Annotated in this window: 18 protein-coding genes and 1 pseudogene; 3 read left to right on the top strand and 16 right to left on the bottom strand. The window is 61.4% G+C overall.

The window, feature by feature from the left end; genetic code table 11:
• Positions 1–10: 10 nt before the first annotated feature.
• The 11 genes and pseudogenes from AB4O05_RS16085 to urtA form a co-directional block, all read right to left on the bottom strand.
• Positions 11–1,366 (bottom strand): MATE family efflux transporter, encoded by a 1,356-nt coding sequence (locus AB4O05_RS16085; RefSeq protein ID WP_460136644.1) that lies wholly within the window; start codon positions 1,364–1,366, stop codon positions 11–13.
• Positions 1,367–1,439: 73 nt separating this feature from the next.
• Positions 1,440–2,026 (bottom strand): annotated as a pseudogene (locus tag AB4O05_RS16080) (AAA family ATPase).
• A gap of 3 nt (positions 2,027–2,029) precedes the next feature.
• Positions 2,030–3,073, bottom strand: a complete 1,044-nt coding sequence (locus tag AB4O05_RS16075; protein WP_460136645.1) for an aliphatic amidase — start codon at positions 3,071–3,073, stop codon at positions 2,030–2,032.
• 15 nt (positions 3,074–3,088) lie between these two features.
• Complete coding sequence (locus tag AB4O05_RS16070) at positions 3,089–3,436, bottom strand: FmdB family zinc ribbon protein (protein ID WP_460164747.1); 348 nt, start codon at positions 3,434–3,436, stop codon at positions 3,089–3,091.
• A gap of 2 nt (positions 3,437–3,438) precedes the next feature.
• Positions 3,439–4,668, bottom strand: a complete 1,230-nt coding sequence (fmdA, locus tag AB4O05_RS16065) for a formamidase (RefSeq protein ID WP_460136646.1) — start codon at positions 4,666–4,668, stop codon at positions 3,439–3,441.
• 280 nt (positions 4,669–4,948) lie between these two features.
• Positions 4,949–5,941, bottom strand: coding sequence for a hypothetical protein (locus AB4O05_RS16060; protein WP_460136647.1), 993 nt, complete (start codon positions 5,939–5,941; stop codon positions 4,949–4,951).
• A gap of 291 nt (positions 5,942–6,232) precedes the next feature.
• Complete coding sequence (gene urtE / locus AB4O05_RS16055; protein ID WP_460136648.1) at positions 6,233–6,922, bottom strand: urea ABC transporter ATP-binding subunit UrtE; 690 nt, start codon at positions 6,920–6,922, stop codon at positions 6,233–6,235.
• Positions 6,923–6,932: 10 nt separating this feature from the next.
• Positions 6,933–7,691 (bottom strand): urea ABC transporter ATP-binding protein UrtD, encoded by a 759-nt coding sequence (gene urtD / locus AB4O05_RS16050; protein ID WP_460136649.1) that lies wholly within the window; start codon positions 7,689–7,691, stop codon positions 6,933–6,935.
• The gene (gene urtC / locus AB4O05_RS16045) at positions 7,688–8,848 is read right to left on the bottom strand and encodes an urea ABC transporter permease subunit UrtC (protein ID WP_460136650.1); all 1,161 of its coding nucleotides are present in this window, start codon (positions 8,846–8,848) and stop codon (positions 7,688–7,690) included. The genes urtD and urtC overlap by 4 nt, the downstream gene beginning before the upstream one ends.
• Positions 8,849–8,858: 10 nt before the next feature.
• The gene (urtB, locus tag AB4O05_RS16040; protein WP_460136651.1) at positions 8,859–9,776 is read right to left on the bottom strand and encodes an urea ABC transporter permease subunit UrtB; all 918 of its coding nucleotides are present in this window, start codon (positions 9,774–9,776) and stop codon (positions 8,859–8,861) included.
• Positions 9,777–9,877: 101 nt separating this feature from the next.
• A complete protein-coding gene (gene urtA / locus AB4O05_RS16035; protein ID WP_460136652.1) occupies positions 9,878–11,086 on the bottom strand; it encodes an urea ABC transporter substrate-binding protein in 1,209 nt (402 codons plus the stop codon).
• A 302-nt stretch (positions 11,087–11,388) separates the two neighbouring features.
• On the opposite strand from urtA, the gene AB4O05_RS16030 reads away from it, so the two are divergent.
• Positions 11,389–14,772, top strand: coding sequence for an ATP-binding protein (locus tag AB4O05_RS16030; protein WP_460136653.1), 3,384 nt, complete (start codon positions 11,389–11,391; stop codon positions 14,770–14,772).
• Positions 14,747–15,412, top strand: coding sequence for a response regulator (locus AB4O05_RS16025; protein WP_460136654.1), 666 nt, complete (start codon positions 14,747–14,749; stop codon positions 15,410–15,412). The genes AB4O05_RS16030 and AB4O05_RS16025 overlap by 26 nt, the downstream gene beginning before the upstream one ends.
• 611 nt (positions 15,413–16,023) lie before the next feature.
• On the opposite strand, the gene nadE is transcribed toward AB4O05_RS16025, so the two are convergent.
• The 3 genes from nadE to AB4O05_RS16010 are packed head-to-tail and all read right to left on the bottom strand — an operon-like array spanning position 16,024 to position 18,711.
• Positions 16,024–16,833, bottom strand: a complete 810-nt coding sequence (nadE, locus tag AB4O05_RS16020; protein ID WP_460136655.1) for an ammonia-dependent NAD(+) synthetase — start codon at positions 16,831–16,833, stop codon at positions 16,024–16,026.
• Between the two features lies 1 nt (position 16,834).
• The gene (pncB, locus tag AB4O05_RS16015) at positions 16,835–18,052 is read right to left on the bottom strand and encodes a nicotinate phosphoribosyltransferase (protein ID WP_460136656.1); all 1,218 of its coding nucleotides are present in this window, start codon (positions 18,050–18,052) and stop codon (positions 16,835–16,837) included.
• An 11-nt stretch (positions 18,053–18,063) separates the two neighbouring features.
• A complete protein-coding gene (locus AB4O05_RS16010; RefSeq protein WP_460136657.1) occupies positions 18,064–18,711 on the bottom strand; it encodes a nicotinamidase in 648 nt (215 codons plus the stop codon).
• A 146-nt stretch (positions 18,712–18,857) separates the two neighbouring features.
• Between AB4O05_RS16010 and AB4O05_RS16005 the strand changes: the two genes are divergently transcribed.
• A complete protein-coding gene (locus AB4O05_RS16005) occupies positions 18,858–19,550 on the top strand; it encodes an NUDIX hydrolase (RefSeq protein WP_460136658.1) in 693 nt (230 codons plus the stop codon).
• A gap of 103 nt (positions 19,551–19,653) precedes the next feature.
• Here the strand turns inward: AB4O05_RS16005 and AB4O05_RS16000 are convergent, their stop codons facing one another.
• Entirely contained in the window at positions 19,654–20,118 is a 465-nt protein-coding gene (locus AB4O05_RS16000; RefSeq protein ID WP_460136659.1) for a hypothetical protein, read from the bottom strand.
• Entirely contained in the window at positions 20,096–20,383 is a 288-nt protein-coding gene (locus AB4O05_RS15995; protein WP_460137570.1) for a polymorphic toxin type 44 domain-containing protein, read from the bottom strand. Before AB4O05_RS15995 ends, AB4O05_RS16000 begins: the two co-directional genes overlap by 23 nt.
• Positions 20,384–20,819 lie beyond the last annotated feature (436 nt).

Here is a 20,819-nt window from a genome sequence, read left to right as displayed (position 1 = left end):
CAACCTTTTATCACACCAACCGCTTGATCTGCTTATGCCGCCACACCAACCGGTAATACGCCGTCTGCAACCCGAGCATCGCCAGGTACGTCACCGGAAACGCCATCCACACCCCTTCCAGGCCGAAGTGCGCATTGAACAAGTAGGCCATCGGCAGTTCAACGCAGAGCACGCAGAAAATCGAGATTGCCACCGGCATCAGCACCACGCCGCTGGCGCGCATGATCCCGCCGATCACCGCCTGGAAGCCGAACACCAGGATGCTCCAGAGCATGATGTGCAGCAGGTGCTCGGCCTTGACCCGCGCCAGGTCATCGGTGATGAACAAGCCCAGCAACCAGTGCGACAACACGTACCCCAGCACGATCAAGCCCCCGGTGAGGCAGGTGTTGATCAGCAACCCGGTGCGCAGGATCGGCCCGATGCGTTCCAGGCGCCCCGCACCAATCGCCTGGGCCCCGAGGATCGAGGCGGTGATGGCGATCGACAGCGCCGGAAATTGCACGTAGTTGACGATCTGCGTCACCGCGCCATAGGCCGCCGTGGCCTGGGAGCCGTGGCCATTGACCAGGGCCAGAATGACCAGCTCCGACAGCGACAGCACCACCATCTGCAAGCCCGTGGGCAAACCAATGCGCAGGACTTTGCCGAGGATGACGCGGTCCAGGCGCAAGGCCGCGAGCAGTTCACGGTCCGGTGCCATTACGTGATTTTTGTGACGCAGCCGCAGGATCAGGAACAGCATCGCCGCGGCATTACCCACCAGGCCGGCATACACCGCGCTCTGGATACCCAGGGGCGGCAGGCCGACCCAGCCGCGAATCAGCGCAGGGGTCAGCAGCAGGCCGACCAGTGTCGAGACCATCAGCGCCAGCAACGGCGAAATCGTGTCGCTGACCCCGCGCAACAATTGGGTATACAGGATAAACACCAGCAGCAGCGGCATGATCAGCATCATCATCTGGGCGTAACCCACCGCATCGTCGAGCACATCAATCGGCGTCCCCAGCGCCTGCAATGCCGGGCGCGCAAACAGGCTGCCGAGTACTGCCGCGATCAAGCCCACCAACGCCCCCAGTGCCAGGGTGGCACCGGTGATCGACTTGACCATCGCCGTTTCCCGCGCGCCCCACGCCTGACCGATCAGCACCGAAGCGCCCGCCCCCAGGCCGATCACCAGGGCAATAAAGAAGAACACGATGGGAAACATCCCCGACACCGCCGCCAGCGCCTGGGTGCCGAGCATCTGCCCGACATAGATGCCGTTGAGAGTGCCGGAAAAGCTTTGCAGGAAGTTGGACAGCACCATCGGAGCCAGAAAGAGCAGGTAGACCTGCCACAGCGGGCGTTGCAAAGGGCTTTGCATGAAAAACGGGGCCTCGGAGAACAAAAGCGTCCGAGGGTTATACCGTAAGTGGATCCAATGTTCCTGTGCTTTATCAAGGCATGGGGTCGACCACCAGCCAGGCATTGCGCACCGTCGCATTCAGACGCCGGGCGTGGCCCTGCAAGACGCACTCGGCCAGCGCGGATTCCAGCTCAACCCGCAACCGCCGGCACAATGCCCTCGCGCCAAAGCGCACGTCATGTTCACGGCACAGCCAGGCCCGCGACGGCTCATCCACGACTAACGAACGCTGGTGGGCTGCACGATGCCCGGGCGGCTGTAGGTGCCCTGGATCAACTCACTGTTGAACAGGCTGATGCCCTCCTTGCTGCCCACATACCCCGGCGGCGCGCCGGTCAACGCAGCCGCGTAATGTTCCTGGGCCAAGGTGTGCATGTCGATGCGGCAAAAGCCATCTGCGCGACCGTGCAGCGCCTGGGCCAGCAGGCGCACGACTTCAGTCTTGCCCACGCCGGTCGGGCCCATGAACAGATTGACGCTAAGCGGTCGCTCACGCTCGCCGATATCGGCCTTGACCACCTTGAGCAAGCCTTCCACCTGGGCCAGCGCAGCGTCCTGGCCGACGATACGGCTGCGTAGCAAGGCCATGACCTGGGCCGGTTCGAAGGTAAAGCGCATGCCCTACCCCGCTGTCTGCTCTTTGCCGGCATGGGGCAGTTGCCCCACCGGGCATGCGGCCACGCCCACCGTGCTGCGGGTGATCTTCTCGACATTTTCCTGGGCCTTCTGTGCGTCCAACACCCAGGTGCGGTAGAACTCGAACGGGCAGTCCGCTACGCCCTTATCGCCATCGCCCGAGGCGTGCATACCGGTATAGCCGCGGTGCAGCAGCTTGAACAGATGGTTCTGCGACTGGTCATTGGCCCGCGCATCGCGGATCTGCGACACCGACAACTGGGCGTACTGGATGCCCATTTCCTCTTCGCCGCACTCACCCAGGGTGCGCCCATCAAAACCGATGATCGCCGAGTGGCCGAAGTACGAATACACGCCATCGAAGCCCGCCGCATTGGCCACCGCCACATAGCAGTTATTAGCCCAGGCCATGCTCTTGGACATTTGTACCTGCTGCTCCTTGGCCGGGTACATATAGCCCTGGCAACGCACGATCAGCTCGGCGCCCTTCATCGCACAATCGCGCCAGATCTCCGGGTAGTTGCCGTCGTCGCAGATGATCAGGCTGATCTTCATGCCCTTGGGCCCGTCACACACATAGGTGCGATCCCCCGGATACCAACCCTCGATGGGACACCAGGGGATGCACTTACGGTAACGCTGCACGATCTCGCCCAGGTGGTTGATCAGCACCAGGGTGTTATAGGGCGCTTTGTGGGGATGTTCTTCGTGGCGCTCGCCGGTCAGGGAAAACACACCCCAGGTGTTGGCCTGGCGACATGCCGCCGAGAAAATCGCGGTTTCTTCGCCGGGAATACTCGCGGCGGTGGCCATCATCTCGTCGTGGTCGTACATGATGCCCATGGTGCTGTACTCGGGAAACACCACCAGGTCCATGCCAGGCAGGCCTTGTTTCATGCCGAGAATAATCTCGGCAATCTTCTTCGCGTTATCGATGACCTCGGCCTTGCTGTGCAGGCGCGGCATCTTGTAGTTCACCACCGCGACACCAACGGTATCGGGGCTGCTGGAAATATCGCCATGACGCATAACAACGCTCCTGGTCTAGTGACTGATCATCCACGGACGTGGGCCGGTCCTGGTCTTGAGGCCCAGCGGGTTGGCCTTGCTCGGCAACACCTTTTTTTGGCTGCCGCAGCAGCTGCAACCGGCCGGATGGCGACGGCTGTCCTGGTACTCGCCGACGGTCTGCGGTGCATGGGCACTGCGCTCGTTGCCGGCGATGGCCTTGCGCTGGTTGGTCGACAGCAGTTGCAAGGCCGGAGCCGACACCTGCAACGGCCCTCCCGGCCCTGCGCAGTACGGGCACTGGCTGGGCTCGTTGCGCTGGGCGATGGACCGCAGCAGGGTGAAGGTGCCGCACGCCTGGCAGGCGTATTCGTAAGTCGGCATGGCTACAGGTCCGGGGCAATGGGCAGGTCGATGCTGCCGTCGAGGAACTTGGTCGGGCCGCTGGCGTTGGGGTTGATATCGAACTCGAAGATTTCCGTGGGCAACCACAAGGTGGCGCAGGCATTCGGAATATCCACCACGCCGCTGATGTGCCCCTGCACCGGCGCCGAGCCGAGCAACGCATAGCCCTGGGCCGGCGAGTAGCCGAACTTGGTCAGGTAGTTGATCGCATTCAGGCACGCCTGGCGGTAGGCAACGTTGACGTCCAAGTAGTGCTGCTGGCCCTGCTCGTCCACCGAGATGCCTTCAAAGATCAGATAGTTCTTGTAGTTCGGCGTGATCGGGCTCGGCTTGAACACCGGGTTCTTGATGCCGTACTTGGCCATGCCACCCTTGATCAGCTCGACCTTCATATGCACCCAGCCCGCCATTTCGATGGCGCCGCAAAAGGTGATTTCGCCATCGCCCTGGCTGAAGTGCAAATCACCCACCGACAGCCCGGCGCCGTTGACGTAGACCGGGAAGAAGATCTTCGAGCCACGGGACAGATCCTTGATGTCGCAGTTACCGCCATGCTCACGGGGCGGCACGGTGCGCGCGCCAGTGGCGGCCGCATCGTCGCGGGCCTGGCCCTTGAGCTTGCCCATGTGCGCGGTGGCGGCCAGCGGTGCGTTGGCCAACGGCGGCACGCGAGTGGGGTTGGTGTCGATCAGTTCCTGCTCGCGGCGGTTCCAGTCGGCAAGCATCACCGGGTCGGGCAGGCAGCCGATCAGGCCGGGGTGGATCAGGCCGGCGAAGTTCACCCCCGGAATATGCCGCGAGCGGGTGAACATCCCCTTGAAATCCCAGATGGCTTTTTGCGCGCAGGGGAAGTGATCGGTGAGGAAACCTCCGCCGTTCTGCCGCGAGAAGAAACCGTTAAAGCCCCACTGGGAATCGGCCTTGGCGCCAATATCGAGCAAGTCCACCACCAGCAGGTCACCTGGCTCGGCGCCCTGCACGCCCACCGGGCCCGACAGGTAATGCACGGTGGACAGGTCCACATCGCGCACGTCGCTGGCGTCGTCATTGTTCTTGATCGCGCCGGCGGTCCAGTCGTAGGTTTCGAGGATGAAGTCATCGCCCGGCTTCACCCAGCAGGCCATCGGGATATCCGGGTGCCAGCGGTTATGGATCTGCTCGTTCTCGGTGACGGGTTGGTTGAGGTCGACTTTGATCAGCGTTTCGGTCATGGACGGGCTCCTGGACGGGTGGTTTGCTGCGTTGAAACCAGTCTCGGGGAGCGGGGTAAAACGGGAAATACGTTGGATGACGTATGGCTCTGCCAAAGGGTGAAACCCAAACAAAAATGTAGGAGCTGGCTTGCCAGCGAAGGTCGTTAACGCTGACGCAAGTCACCAGGATGAACGCGGTGCCTGGGCGTTTTTCGCTGGCAAGCCGGCTCCTACAGATGGGTTCGCAGGTCCGCTTTCTGTAGGCGCTGGCTTGCCAGCGAAGGTCGTTAACGCTGACTCAAGTCACCAGGATGAACGCGGTGCCTGGGCGTTTTTCGCCGGCAAGCCGGCTCCTACAGATGGGTTCGCAGGTCCGCTTTCTGTAGGCGCTGGCTTGCCAGCGAAGGTCGTTAACGCTGACGCAAGTCACCAGGATGAACGCGGTGCCTGGGCGTTTTTCGCCGGCAAGCCGGCTCCTACAGATGGGTTCGCAGGTCCGTTTTCTGTAGGCGCTGGCTTGCCAGCGAAGGTCGTTAACGCTGACGCGCGTCGTCAGGATGAACGCGGTGCCTGGGCGTTTTTCGCCGGCAAGCCGGCTCCTACAGATGGGTTCGCAGGTCCGCTTTCTGTAGGAGCTGGCTTGCCAGCGAAGGTCGTTAACGCTGACGCAAGTCACCAGGATGAACGCGGTGCCTGGGCGTTTTTCGCCGGCAAGCCGGCTCCTACAGATGGGTTCGCAGGTCCGTTTTCTGTAGGCGCTGGCTTGCCAGCGAAGGTCGTTAACGCTGACGCGCGTCGTCAGGATGAACGCGGTGCCTGGGCGTTTTTCGCCGGCAAGCCGGCTCCTACAGATGGGTTCGCAGGTCCGCTTTCTGTAGGAGCTGGCTTGCCAGCGAAGGTCGTTAACGCTGACGCAAGTCACCAGGATGAACGCGGTGCCTGGGCGTTTTTCGCCGGCAAGCCGGCTCCTACAGATGGGTTCGCAGGTCCGCTTTCTGTAGGCGCTGGCTTGCCAGCGAAGGTCGTTAACGCTGACGCAAGTCACCAGGATGAACGCGGTGCCTGGGCGTTTTTCGCCGGCAAGCCGGCGCCTACAGATGGGTTCGCAGGTCCGTTTTCTGTAGGCGCTGGCTTGCCAGCGAAGGTCGTTAACGCTGACGCGCGTCGTCAGGATGAACGCGGTGCCTGGGCGTTTTTCGCCGGCAAGCCGACTCCTACAGATGGGTTCGCAGGTCCGCTTTCTGTAGGAGCTGGCTTGCCAGCGAAGGTCGTTAACGCTGACGCAAGTCACCAGGATGAACGCGGTGCCTGGGCGTTTTTCGCCGGCAAGCCGGCTCCTACAGATGGGTTCGCAGGTCCGTTTTCTGTAGGCGCTGGCTTGCCGGCGAAGGCCGTTAACGCTGACGCGCGTCGTCAGGATGAACGCGGTGCCTGGGCGTTTTTCGCCGGCAAGCCGGCTCCTACAGATGGGTTCGCAGGTCAGCTTTCTGTAGGAGCTGGCTTGCCAGCGAAGGTCGTTAACGCTGACGCGCGTCGTCAGGATGAACGCGGTGCCTGGGCGTTTTTCGCCGGCAGGTCGCTGCTAGACGGACAGGTAGCGGCTGATGGTTGCTTCGTCTACCCGATCCCGGGTTTCTTCGATGACGAAGCGCCCCTTCTCGATCACCAAAAAGCGGTCGGCGATTTCCAGGGTGAATGACAACACCTGCTCCGACACCACGATGGTCAAGTCGCGCAAATTGCGGATCTCTTTGAGGGTGCGCGCGATGTCCTTGATGATCGACGGCTGGATGCCCTCGGTCGGCTCATCCAGCAACAGCACCTTGGGGTTGGTCGCCAACGCCCGGGCAATCGCCAGTTGCTGTTGCTGCCCGCCGGACAGGTTGCCGCCCTTGCGCGACTGCATGTCGTAGAGCACCGGGAACAGCGCGTACAAATCCTCCGGCACCTTGCCGCGCGCCGAGGCCGGCAGGCCGGTCTGGATGTTTTCCAGCACGCTCATGCTCGGGAAAATCATGCGCCCCTGGGGCACGTAGGCAATACCGCGCGCTACCCGCTCATGGGTGTCCAGCGCCGACACATCCTGCCCGTCCACGCTCACCTGGCCTTTCCATTGCGGCAGGATGCCCATCAGGCTCTTGAACAAAGTGGTCTTGCCCATGCCGTTGCGGCCCATCACCGCGACGATCTCGCGCCTGGCCACAGTCAGGTCCAGGTCGTGGAGGATCTGGCTCTGGCCGTAGCCGCAGGACAACTGGTCGATCTTGAACATGCCTGCTTCCTCAGTGGCCCAAATACACTTCGATGACTTTAGGGTTGCTTTGCACCGACTCCATGCTGCCCTCGGCCAGCACCTTGCCCTGGTGCAACACCGTGACCTTGTGGGCGATGCTCTTGACGAACTCCATGTCGTGCTCGATCACCAGCACCGAACGGCCCTGGCTGATGCGCTTGAGCAATTCGGCGGTTTGCGCGCGCTCGTTGACGCTCATGCCCGCCACCGGTTCGTCGAGCATCAGCAGCTCGGGGTCCTGCATCAGCAGCATGCCGATCTCCAACCACTGCTTTTGGCCGTGGGACAACAGGTCGGCCTGTTGTTGCAGCAAATCGCCAAGGAAGATCTCTCGCGCCACTGCTTCTACGCGGGCGATTACCTGGGCGCTACGCTTGAAAAACAACGCACCCCACACCTTGCGGCCCGCCGGGTAGGACATCTCCAGGTTTTCGAACACCGTGAGGTTTTCGTAGATCGACGGGTTCTGGAACTTGCGTCCGACGCCGGCACGCACGATGTTGTATTCGCGCATCCGGGTCAGTTCCTGGCCGTCGAACTGGATGCTGCCGCTGGTGGCGCGGGTCTTGCCGCAGATCAGGTCGAGCACTGTGGTCTTGCCGGCACCGTTGGGCCCGATCACCACGCGCACTTCGTTGCGGTCGATATACAGGTTGAGGTTGTCGACCGCCTTGAAGCCGTCGAAGGACACGGTGAGACCTTCGATGGCCAGCACCGGTTTTTTCATTTCAAAGCCGACGGCGGTCATGGCTGGGTCTCCAGGATTTTGCTTTCAGTCTTGGGCTTGGCCAGCGGCGCCACGGCTTTCACTGGCGGTTGGCGGCGCAGCAGCCGCGCCAATGCCTGGCGCCCATGGCTGTCCCACAAGCCGGCCAGGCCATTGGGGAAGTACATCACCACGGCGATAAACAGCCCGCCCATCAGGTACAACCACAGCTCGGGAAAGGACTCGGAAAAGTAGGTCTTGCCGTAGTTCACCAGCAGCGCGCCATACACCGCGCCGAGCAACGACATGCGCCCGCCCACCGCGGCGAAGATCACCATCTCGATCGACGGCACAATGCCCACGAACGACGGCGACATAAAGCCCACCTGCAAGGCGAACATCGCCCCGCCTATTGCGGAGAATGCCGCCGCCACGCAGAACACGAAGATCTTGAAGCTGGCCACGTCATACCCGGAGAAACGCACGCGCTCTTCCTTATCGCGCATCGCCATCAGCAACCGCCCCAGCTTGGACGCCAGGATGAAGCGGCCGATAAAGATGCAGCCAAACAACAAGCCGGCGTTGATGAAGTACAGGATCAATTTGGCGCTGTCGGTGCGCAGGTCCCAGCCGAGCAGGGTCTTGAGGTCGGTGGTGCCGTTGACGCCGCCGGTCAGGCCCTGCTGGCCAACGATCAGCACCGTGAGGATCAGCGCAATCGCCTGGGTCACGATGGAGAAATACACATCGCCCACGCGCCGCTTGAACAGCGCCATGCCGATGATAAAGGCCAGCAGCACCGGCACCGCGATCACTGCCACCAGGGTAAAACTGAAGCTGTGGAACGGCTGCCACAGCCCCGGCAGTTCGGTGATCTGATTCCAGTCCATAAAGTCCGGAATGCCAGGTGTGGACTGAATCTTGGTGCTCTCCGGGTCCGAGGCTTCCAGCTTGAGGAACATCGCCATGCAGTAGCCGCCCACGCCAAAGAACACGCCCTGCCCCAGGCTGAGAATGCCGCCATAGCCCCAGCACAGCACCAGCCCCACCGCGACGAACGCATAGGTCAGGTACTTGCCGACCATGTTCAGGCGGAACGCATCCAGGGTCAGGGGGAATATCACCAGGATCAGCAGCGCCAGCAGCACGATGCCGATCAGGTTTTGCTGGCCGCCCAGCAGCTTGTCTAAAGCCTTCATCTGCTCGCCTCTACTTGCGCACTTTGATGGAGAACAACCCTTGCGGGCGCAGCATCAGGATCAGAATCACCGAGGACAACGTCAGGACCTTGGCCATCGAACCACTGAGGAAAAACTCCGACAGCGATTGGGTCTGGGCAATCACGAACGCCGAAGCGATGGTGCCGAACAGGCTTTGCGCGCCGCCGAACACCACGACCAGGAAGGTGTCGACGATGTATTGCGAGCCTGCCGTCGGCCCGGTGGAGCCGATGGTGGTGAACGCCGCACCGGCCACGCCGGCCACGCCACAGCCGAGGGCGAAGGTCATGCGGTCGACCTTGCGTGTATTGATGCCCACCGCGCGGCTCATCAGGCGGTTCTGCACGGTGGCGCGCACCTGCAAGCCCCAGCGCGAGCGATATAGCATCAGGAAGATCGCACCGGTCAGCAGCAAGGTCAGGCCCATCATGAACAGACCGTTGCGCGGGATCTCGATGGCATCGCTGAAGTTGACCGAGCCCATCAGCCAGGCCGGCGGTTCGGCGCTGACTTCGCGGGCACCGAACACCGAACGAAAGGTTTGCTGCATCACCAGCGACAAACCCCAGGTTGCCAGCAGGGTATCCAGCGGCCGCTTGTATAAGCGGCTGATCATCGCCCATTCCACCAGCCAGCCGACGGCACCGGCGACAAGGAAAGACAGGGCGATGGCCACGAAGAAGTAATAGGGTTGCAAGCTTGGCGCAAAGTGCGCGGTGAGGCTGGAACACACGTAGGTGGTGTAGGCGCCGATGGTCAGGAACTCACCGTGGGCCATGTTGATCACGCCCATCTGGCCAAAGATGATCGCCAGCCCCAATGCCATCAGCAACAGCACGCAGAACACGGACAAGCCGTTGAACCCCTGCATCGCCGCGATGGCTCCAAATTCCGATAGCCATTCCATGATGATGGTCTCCTGAGCGGGAGGTTGAAATGCAATCTGCCTTTGCTTTATGTGGGAGCGGGCTTACTCGCCCCCACATTTGGATCTCTGTGCTTCGCTACTTATTGGTAACCTTTTGGAAACGGGTTCGGCTCGATCAGATCCGACTCATAGATCACCTTGAACTGCCCGTTGGGCTGCACCTCACCGATGCGCGACTTGCTCCACAGGTGGTGATTCTCGTGGATCTTCACGTAGCCTTCCGGTGCGGTTTTCAACTCGATGCCGGGGCTGGCGGCGACGACTTTATCCACGTCGAAACTGCCGGCTTTCTCCACCGCGGCTTTCCATAGCCATGGCCCCAGGTAAGCGGCCTGGGTCACGTCGCCGATCACCGCATCCTTGCCGTACTTGGCCTTGAAGGCCTCGACGAAGGCTTTGTTGTTGGGGTTGTCCAGGCTCTGGAAGTACTTCATCGAGGCGTAGAAGCCGGCCATGTTTTCGCCGCCGATGCCGAGCAGTTCGTCTTCGGTAACCGACAGGGTCAGCAGGGTCTGCTTGGCCGCGTTCACGCCCGCCGCGTTGAGTTGCTTGTAGAAGGCCACGTTGGAGCCGCCCACCACCGCCGCGAATACCACATCGGGCTTTTTCAGCTTGACCTTGTTGATCAGCGAGCCGAACTGGGTGTTGCCGAGCGGGTAGTAGTCCTCGCCGACCACGGTGCCGTGCAGCACGTTTTCAATATGTTTGCGCGCGATCTTCATCGAGGTGCGCGGCCAGATGTAGTCGGAGCCGACCAGGTAAAAGGTCTTGGCGCCCTTGGTCTTGGCGATCCAGTCGAGGCTGGCGAGGATTTGCTGGGTGGCTTCCTGGCCGGTGTAGATCACGTTTTTCGACTGTTCCAGGCCTTCATAGAAGGTCGGGTAGTAGAGCAGGCCGTTTTCTTTTTCGAAGATCGGCAGTACGGCTTTGCGTGAAGCGGAGGTCCAGCAGCCGAACACGGCGGCGACCTTGTCGTTGACCAGCAGCTTCTTGGCTTTTTCGGCGAAAGTCGGCCAGTCGGAGGCGCCGTCTTCCTGGATCACCTTGATCTGCCGTCCCAGGATCCCACCCGAGGCGTTGATCTGCTCGATGGCCAGGCGTTCGGCCTGGATCGAGCCGGTTTCGGAAATCGCCATGGTGCCGGTGGCCGAGTGCAACTGGCCGACGGTAACTTCGGTCGGGGTCACGGCCAGGCCTTCGTTATCGGCCAGCGCGCCCTGGCTGAACAGCGCGGCCGCCAGCAATGACAGGGCCAACAGCGGTTTGGAGCGGATCAATCGTGGTTCCATGGGGCGACTCCTCTGCAATGAGGGCTCCAGCATGGCGGCAGTGGGCCAGCGCGGGTATACGCAGCCTGACGTAACGCTGTACGTCATTTGACGTATGCCGTTGCGCACCGTTTTCGAGCAGGATCCCGACCGCCCAAACACCCTCGATCAATGTGGGAGCTGGCTTGCCTGCGATGGCGGTGTATCAGGCTGCATCTGCAAGGGTTGACCCACCGCCATCGCAGGCAAGCCAGCTCCCACATTTTGAATCGGGGCATGGAACTTGCTCATTTAAACTCGCCCACTCTGCGGAGCCTCCCACCGTGCACCCCACCCCCGGCACCCAGCGCATCGTCAAGATCCGCCGCGACTACAACACCTGGGTCGCCGACGAGACCATGGAAGACTATGCCCTGCGCTATACCCCCAAGTCCTTTCGCAAGTGGTCGGAGCTGCGCATTGCCAACACGGCCCTGGGCGCGGTGTCGTTCCTGGCGCTGGAGGCCATCGGCGGTGTGCTGGCGCTGAGTTACGGCTTCACCAACACTTTCTGGGCGATCCTGGCCATCAGCCTGGTGATCTTCCTCACGGGCCTGCCTATCAGCTACTACGCCGCGCGTTACGGCCTGGACATGGATCTGCTCACCCGCGGCGCCGGCTTCGGTTACATCGGCTCGACCATTACCTCGCTGATCTACGCCAGCTTCACCTTCCTGTTCTTTGCCCTGGAAGCGGCAATCATGGCCCTGGCCCTGGAGTTGTATTTCCATATCCCCCTGGCCTTCGCCTATGTGATCTGCTCGCTGCTGGTGATTCCGCTGGTGGCCTATGGCGTGACCCTGATCAGCCGCCTGCAACTGTGGACCCAACCGGTCTGGCTGCTGTTGCTGGTGCTGCCCTATGGTTTCGTGGCGTGGAAAAACCCCGAAGCCTTCAGCGACTGGACCAGCTTCGTCGGGCGCAGTGGCGATGGCGACGGTTTCAACCTGCTGGCCTTCTGCGCCGCCTGCACCGTGGCGTTGTCGTTGGTGACGCAGATCGGCGAACAAGTGGACTACCTGCGCTTCCTGCCGGAAAAAACCGCCGCCAACCGCAGGCGCTGGTGGGCCGCCCTGCTCTGCGCCGGCCCTGGCTGGATCCTCCCCGGTGCACTGAAAATGTTTGGCGGCGCGTTCCTGGCGTTTCTCGCCCTGCAACACGAAATTCCCATGGAGCGCGCCGCCGAACCGACCCAGATGTACCTGGTGGCGTTCGGTTATGTGTTCAGCTCGCCGGAATGGGCGCTCGGCGCCATGGTGTTGTTTGTGTTCATCTCGCAGATGAAGATCAACCTGACCAACGCTTATGCCGGCTCTCTGGCCTGGTCGAACTTCTTCGCCCGCGTGACCCACAGCCACCCCGGCCGTGTGGTGTGGCTGGTGTTCAACGTGGCCATCGCCCTGATGCTGATGGAATTGGGCGTGTTCGACGTGATCGACCAGGTGCTGGGCCTGTACGCCAATATTGCGATTGCCTGGATCGGCACATTGGTGGCCGACCTGGTGATCAACAAGCCGCTGGGCCTGTCCCCCAGACATATCGAGTTCAAGCGCGCGCACCTCTACGACATCAACCCGGTGGGCGTCGGCTCGATGCTGGTCGCGTCGCTGCTGTCGATCCTCGCCCACTTCGGCCTGTTCGGCCCCCTGGCCCAGGCCGCTCCGCCCTTTGTGGCGTTGGGCAGCGCGCTGGTGATGGCGCCGCTGTTGGCCTGGTTGACCAAAGGCAAGTACTACATCGCGCGCACCAGCGATGCGCAGTTGATTCACCCGGTAGCGCCCGCCAGCCACGCGGTGTGCGGGCTGTGCAGCAACCCGTTCGAGACGGCCGACATGGCGTTCTGCCCGGCCTACAGCACGCCCATTTGCTCGTTGTGTTGTTCCCTGGATGCGCGCTGCGGTGATCGCTGCAAACCCCATGGACGGCTGGCCATCCAGTTCGAAGGCGTATTGCGCTGGCTGCTGCCCAATACCCTGATGCCACGCCTGCATACGCGCCTGGCCCATTACCTGGGCTTGCTGCTGGCGTTGGTGCTGATGCTCGCCGGGGCCCTGGCCTTGATTTATATGCAGGCGGCCCAGGGTTTGCCCCATTCGGAAACCTTGTACCAGGCGTTCTTCAAGGCCTTCCTCACCCTCTCGGTGCTCGCCGCCGTGCTCGCCTGGTGGGTGGTGCTGACCCGTGAAAGTCGCCGCGTCGCCCAGCAAGAGTCCGACCGCCAGACCCTGCTCTTGATGCAGGAAATCGACGCCCACAGCCTCACCGACCAGGCCCTGCAACAAGCCAAGGAGGCCTCGGAGGCAGCCAACGCCGCCAAGAGCCGCTACGTCACCGGCTTGTCCCATGAACTGCGCACACCGCTGAACAGCATCCTCGGCTTCACGCAGATCCTGCAGCGTGACAGTGCTATGCCCGAACAACACCAGGATGCCCTGGCGACCATCCTGCGCAGTGGCTCGCACCTGCTGTCGTTGATCGACGGTCTGCTCGACGTAGCCAAGATCGAGGCCGGCAAGTTGCGCCTGGAACTCACCGAGATCCCCTTCCCCGAACTGCTGCACGACCTGGAACAGATGTTCACGCCCCAGGCCCAGGACAAGGGCCTGCGCTTTCGCCTGGACTGTGTGGGCAAGATCCCGGCGGTGGTGCGCGGTGATGAAAAACGTGTACGGCAGATCCTGATCAACCTGCTGGGCAACGCAGTGAATTTCACCGACAGCGGCGAAGTGTGCCTGCGGGTCAGCTACAGGCGTGAGACCGCCAATTTTGAAATCATCGACACCGGCATCGGCATTGACCCGGGGCAGCTGGAGCGGATCTTCCAGCCGTTCGAACGCGGCGACCTGATGCGCCAGGACAACGGCGTTGGCCTGGGGCTGACGATCACGCGCATGCTGACCGCCCTGATGGGCGGTGAACTGCGGGTCACCAGCGAACTGGATAAGGGCACGTGCTTCCAGGTGCGACTGTTCCTGTCGCAGGTGCGCGCGCCGCAAGCGGTGGTGCATGTGGAACACGACATCATCGGCTACCAAGGCGAACGGCGGCGCATCCTGGTGGTGGACGACCATGTGGACCATCGCAAGGTGCTCAGTGGCATGCTCACGCCGCTGGGGTTTGACGTGGTGCAGGCGAGCAACGGCCAGGATGCAATTCGCCAGGTGGCACTGCTGGCGCCGCACCTGATTCTGATGGATCTGTCGATGCCGACCCTGGACGGTTATGAAACCAGCCGACTGATCCGCCGCAATGCGCTGTCCACCGCACCGATCATCGTGATCTCCGCCAACGCGTTTACCGACGACCGCGAACGCAGTATCGCTGCCGCCTGCAACGACTACCTGGTCAAGCCGGTACGCACCCCGGAGCTGCTCGGGCGCCTGCAACAGCACCTGGATCTGCAATGGCTGCGACGCACCCAGAGCCTGGTCCCACCGCCACCGCCCAGCGTATTGCCCTGCGCCGAAGACCTTGCCGCCCTCACCGAACTCAGCAACATGGGTTACGTGCGCGGCCTGCACGCCAAACTCGACACGATCCTCGAACAGAACCCCGACACCGCGCCGTTTATCAGCAAAGTGCGGGGGTTGCTCAAGGGTTTCCGCCTGGATGAACTCAACCGAACCCTCAAGGAGGCCGAAGATGAATGCCCTCAACCGCAGCACTGAACCCGGCGTGGTGCTGATCGTTGACGACATCCCGGACAACCTGGCCATGCTCTCCGACGCCCTCGACGACGCCGGCTACATGGTGCTGGTGGCCCTCGACGGTCTCGGTGCGCTGAACCGCGTGCAACGCCGGCGCCCGGACCTGATCCTGCTGGACGCGATCATGCCGGGCCTGGACGGCTTCGAAACCTGTCGCAGGCTCAAGGCGCAACCCGAAAGCGCGGACATCCCGGTGGTGTTCATGACCGGGCTGACCGACAGCAAGCATGTGGTGCGGGGTTTTGAGGTGGGCGGCAGCGACTACGTGACCAAGCCGATCCAGACCGATGAAGTGTTGGCACGGGTGGCAGCGCATTTGCGCACGTCGCGGATTTTGTTGTCGGCGCGGGCGGCCCGTGCGCCGAGTGTACTGACCCTGGAGGATGAGCCGGCGCAGCGGCTGCTGTCGGCCAGGTTCCAGCTGACCGAGCGCGAGGTGGAGGTATTGCGGTGGGTGGCGTGCGGGAAAACCAATCGGGACATTGGCGATATTCTGGGGCTGAGCCCACGCACGGTGAACAAGCATTTGGAGCATGTGTACGTGAAGCTCGGCGTGGAGACCCGCACGGCCGCCACATCAGTGGCCCTCGCCGCGATCTGAACGTGTGTGCAGCCCGCTCTTATCAAACTTAAAATAACTTGTTGATTTTAAAGGGCTGAAATTTCACCCTGAAGTCTTGAGTCTTGCATGGCCATTTCAGTCGAGCGCATTTTTGTGGCGCGCGGGCTTGTCAGTTAAACGCAGATCCCCTGTGGGCTGGCTTGCCCACTTGCCACCGCTCGGCATGGGCACTGACCGGTAACTATTTGTAGGAGCGAGCTCGCTCGCGAAAAACCCGAGGACGCCGCAGGGGATCAGGTTTACCGCGTTATCGTTAACGTTCTTCGCTAGCAAGCTCGCTCCTACAGAAGAGCCTGGGTGCCCCGCTCGGCATGGGCACTGACCGGTAACTATTTGTAGGAGCGAGCTCGCTCGCGAAAAACCCGAGGACGCCGCAGGGGATCAGGTTTTTCGCGGTATCGTTGACGTTCTTCGCGAGCAAGCTCGCTCCTACAGAAGGGCCTGGGTGCCCCGCTCGGCATGGGCACTGACCGCTCACTATTTGTAGGAGCGAGGGGAACGCCTAGTTCTTGCTCGCGAAAAACTCGAGGCCGGCGACTACTACGCAGTCGAACGGGTGCAAGCGCCCTCGCCACAGGCCAAGTCCGCACCTATTGCGGAGTAACCGGCAGCGCCCGCTTGTGCGCGGTCTTGCGGTATGCCCCCTCGACCACCGCCCTCACTCGCTCGCTCACCGGCTCGCCCATGAGGTACGCATCGATCTCGTCATACGAGCAACCATAGGCCTGTTCATCCAGCTTGCCCGGCGCGAGTTCTTCGAGGTCGGCGGTGGGGGGTTTGCGCACCAGGTTGGCCGGTGCGCCGAGGGCAGTGGCGAGCAGGCGCACCTGGGTTTTGGTCAGGCCCGAGAGCGGTGCCAGGTCGCAGGCGCCGTCACCGAACTTGGTGAAGAAACCCATCAGCGCTTCGGCGCCGTGGTCGGTACCGACCACCAGGCCGTTATGCAGGTTGGCTACGGCGTACTGGGCGATCATGCGGGTGCGGGCCTTGACGTTGCCTTTGATGAAATCCAGGTGTTCGGCACCGGCCTCGGTCGCCGACAGGCTGGCCATCAGGCCGTCGACGCTGGCGGCGATGTTGAGGGTGTCGATGTGGTCCGGGCCGATGAAGTCCAGCGAAGCCTGGGCATCGCCTTCGTCGGCCTGGGTTTTGTAAGGCAGGCGCATGGCGATAAAACGCGCGGCATCGTGTTCATCGCGCAGTTGCTCCACCGCCAATTGGCACAGACGGCCGGCGGTGAGAGAGTCCACGCCGCCGCTGATGCCCAGCACCAGGGCCTTGCAGCCCGACTGGCGCAACGTGGTCTTGATGAAGTCGATACGCCGCTGGATTTCCCTGGCTTCACCGCCCTTGAGCAGTTGCCGGTCGATATTCAATTCTTGTGCGATACGGTCTTGCATGTCACACCTCCACATTGCCGACGTTGAATACCTTGGCTGCATACTGCAAAAACGAAGCGTCTTCGCAGACGTTCTTGATCGGGTCATCGGAGAACTTAACCACCGGTTCGCCGTGAACCCGCACCAGTTTCATCACGATGCTCAGCGGCTCGACCCCCGCCACATCGCACGCCAGGCTGGTGCCCATGCCGAAACCGAACTTGGCCTTGCCGCGCACGTGGCGCAGGATCGGCAGGCATTTTTCGAAGTTCAGGCCATCGGAGAACATCAGGTCCTTGGTCATCGGGTCGATGCCCAGTTGCTTGTAGCGGGCCAGCACCTTGTCGGCCCAGGCGATGGGGTCACCGGAGTCCTGACGCAAACCGTCGTAGAGCTTGGCGAAGTACAGGTCGAAGTCCTTGAGGAAAAAGTCGGTGCTGATGGTGTCGGTCAACGCAACGCCCAGGCGACCACGGTATTCACGCACCCAGTTTTCCAGGCCCGCGTTCTGGCTTTCACGCAGGCGTCCCAGTTGCTGGTGCACCATCATCCACTGGTGGGCCATGGTGCCGATCAAGGGCAGGTCGAACTCATAGGCCAGGTGCGCGTTGCTGGTGCCGACGAACTGGCCGGGGAAGTCGCGGCGCATGATGTCCACGACTTCGCGCTGGGCCTTGAACGACAGGCGCCGCCGCGTCGAGAAGTCGGAGACGCGCAGGTCCGCCAGCTCATCGCGGCTGAGGTTTTTCTCCAGCCAGTCAAATTTCTGGTAGAGCTTGCGGGTGACGTCCTCCAGGCTGACGTCGGGGTACTTGTGACGGTTGCGCAGTTCGCTGACCAGCGCCAGCACCGGTTGCTCGAACATGATGCAGTGCAGCATCGGGCCGACTACGCGGATGTTCAGTTGGCCGTCGACTTCGCTGACGTGGATATAGCGCAGGTTGAAGCGGAACAGGCCGAGGAAGCGCTCGTAATCCGGGGTGAGGTACTCACGAAAACGCGGGTTGAACAGAAAGCGCAGCTCGCCTTCACGCATCTGCAGGCCGGCGAGTTTTTCCAGCTCGGCGCGCAGTTCGGGGATCAGGTGGCCGAGTTTTTCCTTGGAGCGAACGATGAAGTTGTACTCGACGTCTACATTCGGGTGCTGGTGCAGCACCGCCTGCATCATGGTGAAGGTGTAGTAGTCGGTGTCGAGCAGACCCTGGATCACCGGGGATTCGCGGTCGTAGGCACTTTCCATGGTGTTTCTCCTTAACGCGCGGCCATCGCGGCCAGTTCTTCGCGGGTGCGGCTGATAGCGGCACCGGCCTTGAGCAACGCATCGACGGCCTGTACGCCACCGTCCTCACTGATACTTCGGCACGCCGGCAGGTGCAGGACCACTTCGAACCCGGCCTTGAGCAGTTGCATGGCGGTGGTCTTGACGCAGTAGTCCAGGGCCAGGCCACCGACGATCACACGCGTGACGCCGTGGGCCTTGAGGTACTCGATAACGCCCGTGGACAGCTTGTCGTGCAGGTCGTGGTAGCAGGCGCCGTAAGGGTGCAGGTCGGGTTCGACGCCTTTCCAAATGAAGTAATCGTAGTCATAGGGCGTGGGCAGCGCGTCCAGCAGGGTGAAACCTTCGGTGCCCGGTACGCAGTGGCTCACCCAGGTGACGTCGGCGTGAACCAGACCGGTGGGTTGCAGCATGTCGCTGTGCCGGGCAACCACCCAGGGGGCGTTCGGGGTGTGCGCGTCCTTGCTGCCGACGCGGTGACCGGCAAGGCTGGCCATGTAGTTGAGCTCGGCGCCGATCTGATCGCCACCGGCCACGGGCAACTCGTTAGGGCACAGTGGTGTAAAGCTCTTCTGGGCGTCGACGTCGAATGCAGCGATGGCAGTTTTCGCGAGGGTCATGGCGGTTCTCCTGTGGCCTGGAAACAAAAGTACACGTCATGTACTTTTGTTGCAAGAAACATTTGTATATCTATTCTGAAGGCCGTACATGACATAACTGTTCGATCCGTTAGACTGTACCCCACCGATGTTTAGAAGGACTGCCCATGCCGCTTAGCGCCTACCTCCATACCGTCGACCTGTGCGTGTTGTTTTACTGCCGCGCCTCGGGCGAACTGAAGCTGCTGCTGAACAAACGCGACGCCGAGCCCTTCGCCGGGCACTGGGCGCTGCCGGGTGTGGTGGTAAATGGCGGCGTGCAGGATCTGAGCCTCAAGGATGCCGTGGAACGCTTGCGCGCGAGTGACAAGGTTGGCCTGGAACTGGCCTGGTGCGAGCAGGTGGGCACGGTAGGCGATGCGTTCCGCGACCCGCGCTGCTGGTCGTCGTCCACTTACTACCTGGCGATCGTGGCGGATGAAGTGACACTGGGTGAGCATCAGGGCTGGTTTTCGCTGAACGCGGTGGCTGAGGGCAGGATCAAATTGCCGTTCGATCACAACACCCTTGTCGCGGCGGTCCAGGAACGCCTGTTCTCCAAGTCGCTGTACAGCAGCTTGCCGCTGATGTTTCTGGGCAACGAATTCAGTGCGCCGCAAGCGACCACGATTTTTTCCCTGGTACTGGCGCGGCCAGTATTGAAGACCAGCGTTCGTCAGCGCCTGTTGAAGCTGACCGAGGCAGGGTATTTGCGCGAAACGGGGCGCAAGAAGCCCGGCGAAGGCGGCAGGCCCCAGGCGACGGTGGAAATGTTGAAGCCTGGGGAGATTTACTTCTTTGATCGAAGTTTTGCTGAATAGCCCTCTTTCAAGCACAACGAAAATCAACTGTGGGAACTGGCCTTGCCTGCGATAGCCATAGGCCTGCACCACTCCCGAGATCAGTCCAACATCATTGACTGATTCATCGCAGGCTCAAATCCTCCGGCCGACTGGTAAGAAAAACACTCATCGCTGTGTAATCACTGCCATTGGCATGTCGATACAACGTGTTGCTGTGATAGTCAGATACTTCCCCCGCCACCGAGACAATGATCGTGCCACCTTGCACATCAACCCTTGCCGATGCGTCACGAGCAATTAGAAACGGGCTGGCACCTTCGAGTGCAGACAATATCTCATCGTCATCGGCCAAGGTCCGATAAACATAGTAGCGGTAACTGAATGGAACAGTTGCCCCACCACGGTCATCCTTAACGCCATAGATGGATGCATCAGCGTTCAGAGGTGCTCGAAGCACAACTTCAGTCAGCTGCGGACGATCCTGCGAAAAAAGCCAACCACCGGCGATGTACACCAAGCAAAGTGTCAACAGGATCGTAGTCACAATTGAATACAGCGAACTTTTAGTAATTCCTGAATTTGGCATACCTGATTCCTTCCTTGATCCAATATTGGTCGACCGGATCATCACCGAACGGCGCGCTGCCCCACCAGTTTCCAAACTCAGGTTTGTCCGAGCCGGCCTTATTCTGAGCAAGGCCCGCGGCTCGCAAAAGCACTTCTTCACTGAAACCGGCAGCAATCCCTACAGCACCATAATGAAAGTTACCGAACGCTTCATGCTCCTTGGAGATCTGCTTGTAGTCCCAAGGTCCGCGATTTCGGACTTGAGTATAAAACCAAGAGTACATAAACGCTGAGCCGGCCTTGAGCACGTTCTTTCTATGAAGCGAGCCGCTCTTGATCTTGCTTTTGATCTTGATCTCAGGCGCCCCGTTAAACACGCTGGCCGAACGCAGGCTTGAATCCGTGGGCAACCCGGCAGGACGCCGGGTTAGCCGTCCTGGGCCATGGATGGCCCATGACGGCGGCCCACGGATTCAAGCCTGCGTTCGGGCACACCGAGCCTAAGCGAGGTGCCGAGTGTTGGGGCGAGGACCTTTTGGTTACTTTTGGGTCCTTCCAAAAGTGACACGCCGTAAGGGCGTAACCTTAAGTGGCCGTTACCGCAGAAACGGATATGTACTCGGTCCCGATCTAACAAAATATTCGCCTGACACACCGCCATCGCAGGCAAGCCAGCTCCTACAGAGGGGCTGCGCTTAACTGAACGGCATTCGGGCAAGC

The sequence above is a fragment of the Pseudomonas sp. S1_G07 genome (genome assembly GCF_054668565.1).
Note: the sequence above shows the minus strand (reverse complement) of the source record. Positions and strands in the feature narration are given on the sequence as shown.

Bases quoted from the DNA above. Each gene is read 5' to 3' on its own strand.
- AB4O05_RS16075 (WP_460136645.1), bottom strand. From the start codon at position 3,073: ATGCGTCATGGCGATATTTCCAGCAGCCCCGATACCGTTGGTGTCGCG.
- urtA (WP_460136652.1), bottom strand. From the start codon at position 11,086: ATGGAACCACGATTGATCCGCTCCAAACCGCTGTTGGCCCTGTCATTG.
- AB4O05_RS16085 (WP_460136644.1), bottom strand. From the start codon at position 1,366: ATGCAAAGCCCTTTGCAACGCCCGCTGTGGCAGGTCTACCTGCTCTTT.
- pncB (WP_460136656.1), bottom strand. From the start codon at position 18,052: ATGGAAAGTGCCTACGACCGCGAATCCCCGGTGATCCAGGGTCTGCTC.
- AB4O05_RS16025 (WP_460136654.1), top strand. From the start codon at position 14,747: ATGAATGCCCTCAACCGCAGCACTGAACCCGGCGTGGTGCTGATCGTT.
- urtD (WP_460136649.1), bottom strand. From the start codon at position 7,691: ATGACCGCCGTCGGCTTTGAAATGAAAAAACCGGTGCTGGCCATCGAA.
- AB4O05_RS16010 (WP_460136657.1), bottom strand. From the start codon at position 18,711: ATGACCCTCGCGAAAACTGCCATCGCTGCATTCGACGTCGACGCCCAG.
- AB4O05_RS16070 (WP_460164747.1), bottom strand. From the start codon at position 3,436: ATGCCGACTTACGAATACGCCTGCCAGGCGTGCGGCACCTTCACCCTG.
- urtC (WP_460136650.1), bottom strand. From the start codon at position 8,848: ATGAAGGCTTTAGACAAGCTGCTGGGCGGCCAGCAAAACCTGATCGGC.
- nadE (WP_460136655.1), bottom strand. From the start codon at position 16,833: ATGCAAGACCGTATCGCACAAGAATTGAATATCGACCGGCAACTGCTC.
- AB4O05_RS16000 (WP_460136659.1), bottom strand. From the start codon at position 20,118: ATGCCAAATTCAGGAATTACTAAAAGTTCGCTGTATTCAATTGTGACT.
- AB4O05_RS15995 (WP_460137570.1), bottom strand. From the start codon at position 20,383: ATGTACTCTTGGTTTTATACTCAAGTCCGAAATCGCGGACCTTGGGAC.
- urtB (WP_460136651.1), bottom strand. From the start codon at position 9,776: ATGGAATGGCTATCGGAATTTGGAGCCATCGCGGCGATGCAGGGGTTC.
- fmdA (WP_460136646.1), bottom strand. From the start codon at position 4,668: ATGACCGAAACGCTGATCAAAGTCGACCTCAACCAACCCGTCACCGAG.
- AB4O05_RS16005 (WP_460136658.1), top strand. From the start codon at position 18,858: ATGCCGCTTAGCGCCTACCTCCATACCGTCGACCTGTGCGTGTTGTTT.
- urtE (WP_460136648.1), bottom strand. From the start codon at position 6,922: ATGTTCAAGATCGACCAGTTGTCCTGCGGCTACGGCCAGAGCCAGATC.